At 61.6% G+C, this 5,745-nt stretch carries 5 protein-coding genes and 1 pseudogene; 5 read left to right on the top strand and 1 reads right to left on the bottom strand.

Going from position 1 to position 5,745, the window contains the following annotated elements; genetic code table 11:
- Window positions 1-238: 238 nt before the first annotated feature.
- On the top strand, window positions 239-412 hold the full coding sequence (locus tag I8N66_RS35695) for a hypothetical protein (RefSeq protein WP_291164767.1): 174 nt from the start codon (window positions 239-241) through the stop codon (window positions 410-412).
- Between the two features lie 189 nt (window positions 413-601).
- Here I8N66_RS35695 and I8N66_RS35690 read toward each other — a convergent pair whose 3' ends face one another.
- Window positions 602-1,624 carry a LacI family DNA-binding transcriptional regulator gene (locus I8N66_RS35690; RefSeq protein ID WP_223728891.1) on the bottom strand — a complete coding sequence of 341 codons (1,023 nt, stop codon included), beginning with the start codon at window positions 1,622-1,624 and terminating at the stop codon, window positions 602-604.
- 163 nt (window positions 1,625-1,787) lie between these two features.
- Between I8N66_RS35690 and I8N66_RS35685 the strand changes: the two genes are divergently transcribed.
- From I8N66_RS35685 to I8N66_RS35670, 4 genes and pseudogenes are all read left to right on the top strand, one after another.
- A complete protein-coding gene (locus I8N66_RS35685) occupies window positions 1,788-3,314 on the top strand; it encodes a sugar ABC transporter ATP-binding protein (RefSeq protein ID WP_291164761.1) in 1,527 nt (508 codons plus the stop codon).
- Between the two features lie 76 nt (window positions 3,315-3,390).
- On the top strand, window positions 3,391-4,401 hold the full coding sequence (locus I8N66_RS35680; RefSeq protein WP_113538814.1) for an ABC transporter permease: 1,011 nt from the start codon (window positions 3,391-3,393) through the stop codon (window positions 4,399-4,401).
- Between the two features lie 63 nt (window positions 4,402-4,464).
- Entirely contained in the window at window positions 4,465-5,418 is a 954-nt protein-coding gene (locus I8N66_RS35675) for a substrate-binding domain-containing protein (protein WP_057249660.1), read from the top strand.
- 197 nt (window positions 5,419-5,615) lie between these two features.
- Window positions 5,616-5,745 (top strand): annotated as a pseudogene (locus I8N66_RS35670) (sugar phosphate isomerase/epimerase); the annotation flags it as partial.

Genomic DNA, 5,745 nt, shown 5'->3' with positions numbered 1-5,745 from the left:
TTTGAAAAAATCTGATCAGCGCCACCGCGACGCCGATCCAAATGGGTAGATCGCGACCAGATTGCGGGCTTGCCGAAAGCCTCAGGCCGCATAGAATCCATGCTCTTTTCTGCTCCGCACTACAAACGACCTCGGACCACTGCGCGTTGGCACGATGGTCCGAAACCTCTGTTGTCTCCTCAAAACCCGCGGGGATGCGGAGACCCCTGGTCTCCATATCGTGCCGGTAGCCTATTCAATGGCCCATCGCGGTGTCTTCGAAACCCACCTGTCGAGCCTGCGCGTCAGCCGGGTGCGCACCGTGGCGCATTCCTACTTTACGACCGCGCCTTACCTCCTGCTGCAGTCGGACCTCATCTTTTCCACCAGCCGCCGTTTTGCCAGCTACTTCGCGGGCGCTTACCGCTCGTAGTGCGCCAGCCGCCGATCGAGTTTCCGCAGATGGTCTTTCACATGCTCTGGCACGATCGTTCGCATCATTCGCCGATGCGCCGTTGGCTGCGCGAGATCATCATGCAGGCGCGCAACAGGATCGCCGCCTCGGTTTCGGAGTGAACCGGTCGTACCGCAGCGACCGCAGGTGCGCGGCCATAGGCGCATGTCATCGCCTTGCCGGTGGCGGACCCACAGAGTTGCGGACCACCAGGTCGGGTCTCAACAGGATTTCCGTTTCTGACGGTGTGCGGTCCGAAAGCATCTCGAGAAGCAACGCCATTGCGTGCTTGCCGATCGCGGTGCGCGGCTGCCTTATCGTGGTCAGGGAAGGGGTCATGAAGCTGGCCTGCGGGACATCGTCAAAGCCGGTGACCGAAAAATGGTCCGGTATGTCGTAGCCACGTGCCTTGAGCCCAAGCGCAACACCAAGGGCAGTCTGATCGTTGACGCACATGAATGCGCTCGGGAGGTCGTCGCGCATGAAAAGCTGTTCCAGCGCCAGCCGGCCGCTTTCCACCGTTCCATCACCTTCGAGGATGAGGCGGCGGTTTGGGGGGATGCCGGCCGCGGCAAGTCCGGCTTCGTAGCCCGAGCGGCGACGGCCATAGGCCAGCCGCGTATGGGAGTCGCCGATGAATGCGATCCGCCGATGCCCTTCGGCAATGAGGAGATCGACCGCCTTGCGCGCGCCTTCGACGTCGTCGACGCCGACGTAGGGAATTCCTCCGTTGAAGACCGGCTCGAATACCCCGACGGTTGGCGGTAGGCGCGGTGTCACTTCCTGATGGCCGAAAGGAAGAATGCCCGTAAACAGAATCAGGCCGGCTGCCTGGTTCGAGTTGAAGAACTTCAGATATTCCAGGCCGCGCTGGGCATCATTCTGGGTATGCCCGATCAGTACGCCGTAGCCATGGGCGCGGGCTTCGTTCTCAAGACCGACCAGAATGCTGGAGAAATTGGGGTCGCCGATATCGGGTGCGACCACGAGGATCATGTTCGAGCGGCCCAGCCTCAGGCTCCGCGCCATCGCGTTGGTGGTGTAGCCCGTCAATGCGATGGCCTGATTGACCTTCAGCCGCGTCGACTTCGCAACCTTCTCCGGCATGTGGATCGCCCGCGAAACCGTCGCGATCGACACCTCGGCGATCCGTGCGACATCTTCAATGGTTGCGGGGGTGGAATCGGACACTCGGCTGGCCTCGGGCTTGGTTGCGAGACACTACACAGACTTGCCTGACGGTCAAACGCGCAGGCCGAAAAAATTGTCGAACAAGCATGATGTAAACCTTTACATCGGTCAGTGTAAAGGTTTACATCATTGAAAAAGCGGTGGAGGCCGCAGGGAGGGGAAAATGACCACGGAGGTTGTCGACGGGGCTCCCGTCGTGCTGTCCGCGCGACGCATCAGCAAATCCTTCAGCGGCGTACAGGTGCTGTTCAGCGTCGATTTCGAGCTGCGCCAGGGCGAGATTCACGCGCTGATGGGGGAGAACGGCGCCGGCAAGTCCACGCTCGTCAAGATATTGTCCGGCTTCGAGCAGCCGACCTCGGGCGAAATCCTTCTCGACGGCCAGTCGGTGAAGCTCCCGGCAAACGGCGCAGCCGAAGCACTTGGCATCGTCATCATCCATCAGGAATTCAACCTGGCCGAACATCTCACGGTGACCGAGAGCCTTTTTCTCGGCCGCGAAGTGACGCGCTTCGGCGTGCTCGACCGCAAGTTCATGCGCGCTGAAACGCGCCGTGTTCTCGATCTGCTCGGCTCTCACGTCGACGAGAATGCGATGATCGGCTCGCTGTCGATTGCCGAAAAGCAGATGGTGGAAATTGCCAAGGCGATCAGCCGTGACGCGCGTGTCGTCTTCATGGACGAGCCGACAGCGGTGCTTTCCCGCGAGGAAACGAACTTCCTGTTCCGCCTGGTACGCAAGCTGCGAGACAAGGGCACGAGCTTCGTCTTCGTCTCGCACAAGCTCGACGAGGTCATGGAACTGACCGATCGCGTGACGGTGCTCCGCGACGGCCAATGGATCAAGACGTCTCCGACCTCGATCCTCGACGGCGAGGCAATAGCACAGTTGATGGTCGGCCGGGAGCTTTCGAGCCTCTATCCCGCCAAGACAGAACCCGACGTCGACGAGGAGGTCGTGCTGCGCGTCAGTTCGGTCTCGACAGGTTACGTCAAGGACGCAAGCTTCGAGGTCCGTCGCGGCGAAATCCTCGGCTTTTCCGGAATGATCGGCTCGGGTCGAACGGAACTGATGGAGGCGATCGTCGGATTGCGCCCGCGCACGACCGGTGAAGTCCTGGTTCGCGGCCAGCCGGTGGCGTCCGGCGACGTGCATGCGGTCAACAATGCCGGCCTCGCCTACATGACGAAGGATCGCAAGGCAAAGGGCCTGCTGCTCAATGCCGGCATGATGGCGAACCTGACGCTGCAATCGCTCGATCGGCATACCCGCCTCGGTTACCTCGATCCCGGAAGCGAAGAAGCGGCTCTCGTCAAGGCACGCCGCCGATTTGACATTCGCGTCAGGGACGACAGTGTCGTCGCCGGGCGCATGTCGGGCGGCAACCAGCAGAAGCTGCTGCTTGCCAAGGTCATGGAGATCGACCCGAGCATCATCATCATCGACGAGCCGACTCGCGGCATCGACGTCGGCACCAAGCAGCAGATCTACCACTTCATCTCGGCGCTCGCCCGGGACGGGCGCTCGATTATCGTCGTTTCATCGGAGATGCCCGAGGTCATTGGCCTGTGCAGTCGGGTGGTGGTCATGCGCGAGGGCAATATCGCCGGCATCCTCGAGGGTGACGAGATCTCAGAGCAGGAGATCATGCGCTACGCTGCAGGCTTGAAGAAGAAAACGGCGGCTTGAGGCAGGGCCGGCGCATCCTGCGAAGTTGCCGAGAACAATAAGATTCCCGAGAGCTGGGACGGAGGTTCAATTGGATATGAGCGTAAACGAGGAAGGCAGCCAGGGCGCAATTCGCCGTCGCAGCTGGCGCGACATCGATCTAAGGGCCGTGGCGCCGTTCGTCGCGCTGGCATTGCTGCTTTTGGTTGGCGCCCTGGTCAATCCCAACTTCATCAGCATCAACAACCTCGCCAATGTCGCCACCCGCAGCGCCTTCATCGCCATCATCGCGGTCGGCGCCACCTTCGTGATTTCGTCGGGCGACCTCGATCTCTCCGTCGGGGCCATGGTCGCCTTCATCGCCAGTCTGATGATCCTCTTCATGAACTCCGGGGTCATAGCAGATCCCGTGCTCATGCTCCTGGCTGCGATCCTGTTCACCATCGTTGCCGGCGCACTCTGTGGCCTTACCAACGGCTTGATCACCACCGTCGGAAAGATCGAGCCCTTTATCGCGACGCTCGGCACCATGGGTATCTATCGCGGCTTGACGACCTGGTTGTCGCAGGGCGGCGCGATCACGCTCAAGGAACCGGAGCTTCAGGAGATCTATCGTCCCGCCTATTTCGGCACCATCTTCGGCGTGCCGGTTCCGATCGTCGTCATCCTCGCCGTGACCGCTGTCGCCGCCTTCATCCTCTACCGGACCCGCTACGGACGGCATGTCGTCGCCGTCGGCTCCAATCGCGACGTCGCGCGCTATTCCGGCATCTCGGTCAACCGCGTCCGCACCGTCGCCTTCGTGATCCAGGGCCTCTGCGTGGCGGCGGCTGTGCTTCTCTACGTGCCGCGTCTCGGCTCCACCTCGGCAACGACGGGCATCCTGTGGGAACTGCAGGCGATCACGGCCGTGGTCGTCGGCGGCACGGCGCTCAAGGGCGGGGCCGGTCGCGTCTGGGGCACGATCTGCGGCGCGTTCATCCTCGAACTGGTCGGCAACATCATGCTGCTCTCCAACTTCATCAGCGAATACCTGATCGGCGCCATCCAGGGTGCGATCATCATCATTGCGATGCTCGTCCAGCGCTCGCTGGTTCGGAAATCGTGAGACGGCCGGGTCCACAGGTCTCCCGGCCTGCAACAGGCTGACCTGATATTTGGGAGGAACTTAATGCGTAATAAGCTATTCGGCCTGACCCTCGCGGCCATGACCGCCCTTGCTGGCGTGTCGCACGCGCAGGAAGAAAAGAAAGTGACGATCGGTGTCTCGATCCCGGCAGCCGACCATGGCTGGACGGCCGGCGTGGTCTTCCATGCCGAGCGCGTCGCCAAGATCTTGATGGAACGCAACCCGGGCCTCAACGTCATCGTCAAGACCTCTCCCGACCCGGCGAGCCAGGCGAACGCCGTGCAGGACCTCGAGACACAGGGCATCGACGCGCTCGTCATCCTGCCGACCGATCCGGATCCGCTGGTCAACGCCATCAAGGAAGTGAAGGGCAAGGGGACCTTCGTCGCTCTCGTGGACCGTGCGCCGAGCGTCAACGACAACTCCGTGCGTGACCTTTACGTTGCGGGCAACAACCCCGCACTTGGCCAGGTTGCCGGCGAATACATCAAGGCAACGACGCCGGAAGCTGAAGTCGTCGTCATCCGCGGCCTGCCGATCCCGATCGACCAGCAGCGCCAGGACGGCTTCGACAAGGGCATCGAAGGCTCGAAGGTCAAGGTTCTCGATCGCCAATACGGCAACTGGAACCGCGACGACGCCTTCAAGGTCATGCAGGACTACCTGACCAAGTACCCGAAGATCGACGTCGTCTGGTGCCAGGACGACGACATGGCCGTAGGCGTGCTACAGGCGATCGAGCAGGCAAAGCGCACCGACATCCAGTATGTCGTCGCCGGTGCAGGCTCGAAGGAAATGATCAAGAAGGTCATGGACGGCGACAAGATGATCCCGGTCGACGTTCTCTACCCGCCGGCGATGGTCGGTACGGCGCTTGAGATGACCGTGGCCAATTTCTACGGCCAGGTCCCGGTCCGCGGTGTCTACACGATCGATGCGACGCTGGTGACCAAGGACAATGCCAAGGACTTCTACTTCCCGGATTCGCCGTTCTGATCCAGGTTTGACTGAAAAGGCAGCCCGCGGCTTACGCGGGCTGCCGTCAACGATCGAAATGACCGATCGGCGTCGGCGCGCAGCGGAGCACAGGGCTTTGGCGGACCACCTGACTTTGAGGGCGCGCCGATTGACACTCCCAGGGAGCGAGACAGGCGTCGGTCGCTCACCTGCATTTTTCCTGGAGGAGGAGAAACATGAAAACCATCAAGGGGCCAGGGCTCTTTCTTGCGCAATTTGCCGGCGATGCGGCACCGTTCAATTCCTGGGACGCGATCACCAAATGGGCGGCCGATTGTGGCTACAAGGGCGTGCAGGTCCCGAGCT

Source organism: Ensifer sp. SSB1 (assembly GCF_016652895.1).
GTDB lineage: Bacteria > Pseudomonadota > Alphaproteobacteria > Rhizobiales > Rhizobiaceae > Ensifer.
This window is presented reverse-complemented; position numbering and strand designations above follow the sequence as displayed.

What these genes read in the sequence shown, in the direction of transcription:
- I8N66_RS35695 (WP_291164767.1), top strand. Translation starts at nt 239, where the DNA reads ATGGCCCATCGCGGTGTCTTCGAAACCCACCTGTCGAGCCTGCGCGTC.
- I8N66_RS35685 (WP_291164761.1), top strand. Translation starts at nt 1,788, where the DNA reads ATGACCACGGAGGTTGTCGACGGGGCTCCCGTCGTGCTGTCCGCGCGA.
- I8N66_RS35680 (WP_113538814.1), top strand. Translation starts at nt 3,391, where the DNA reads ATGAGCGTAAACGAGGAAGGCAGCCAGGGCGCAATTCGCCGTCGCAGC.
- I8N66_RS35675 (WP_057249660.1), top strand. Translation starts at nt 4,465, where the DNA reads ATGCGTAATAAGCTATTCGGCCTGACCCTCGCGGCCATGACCGCCCTT.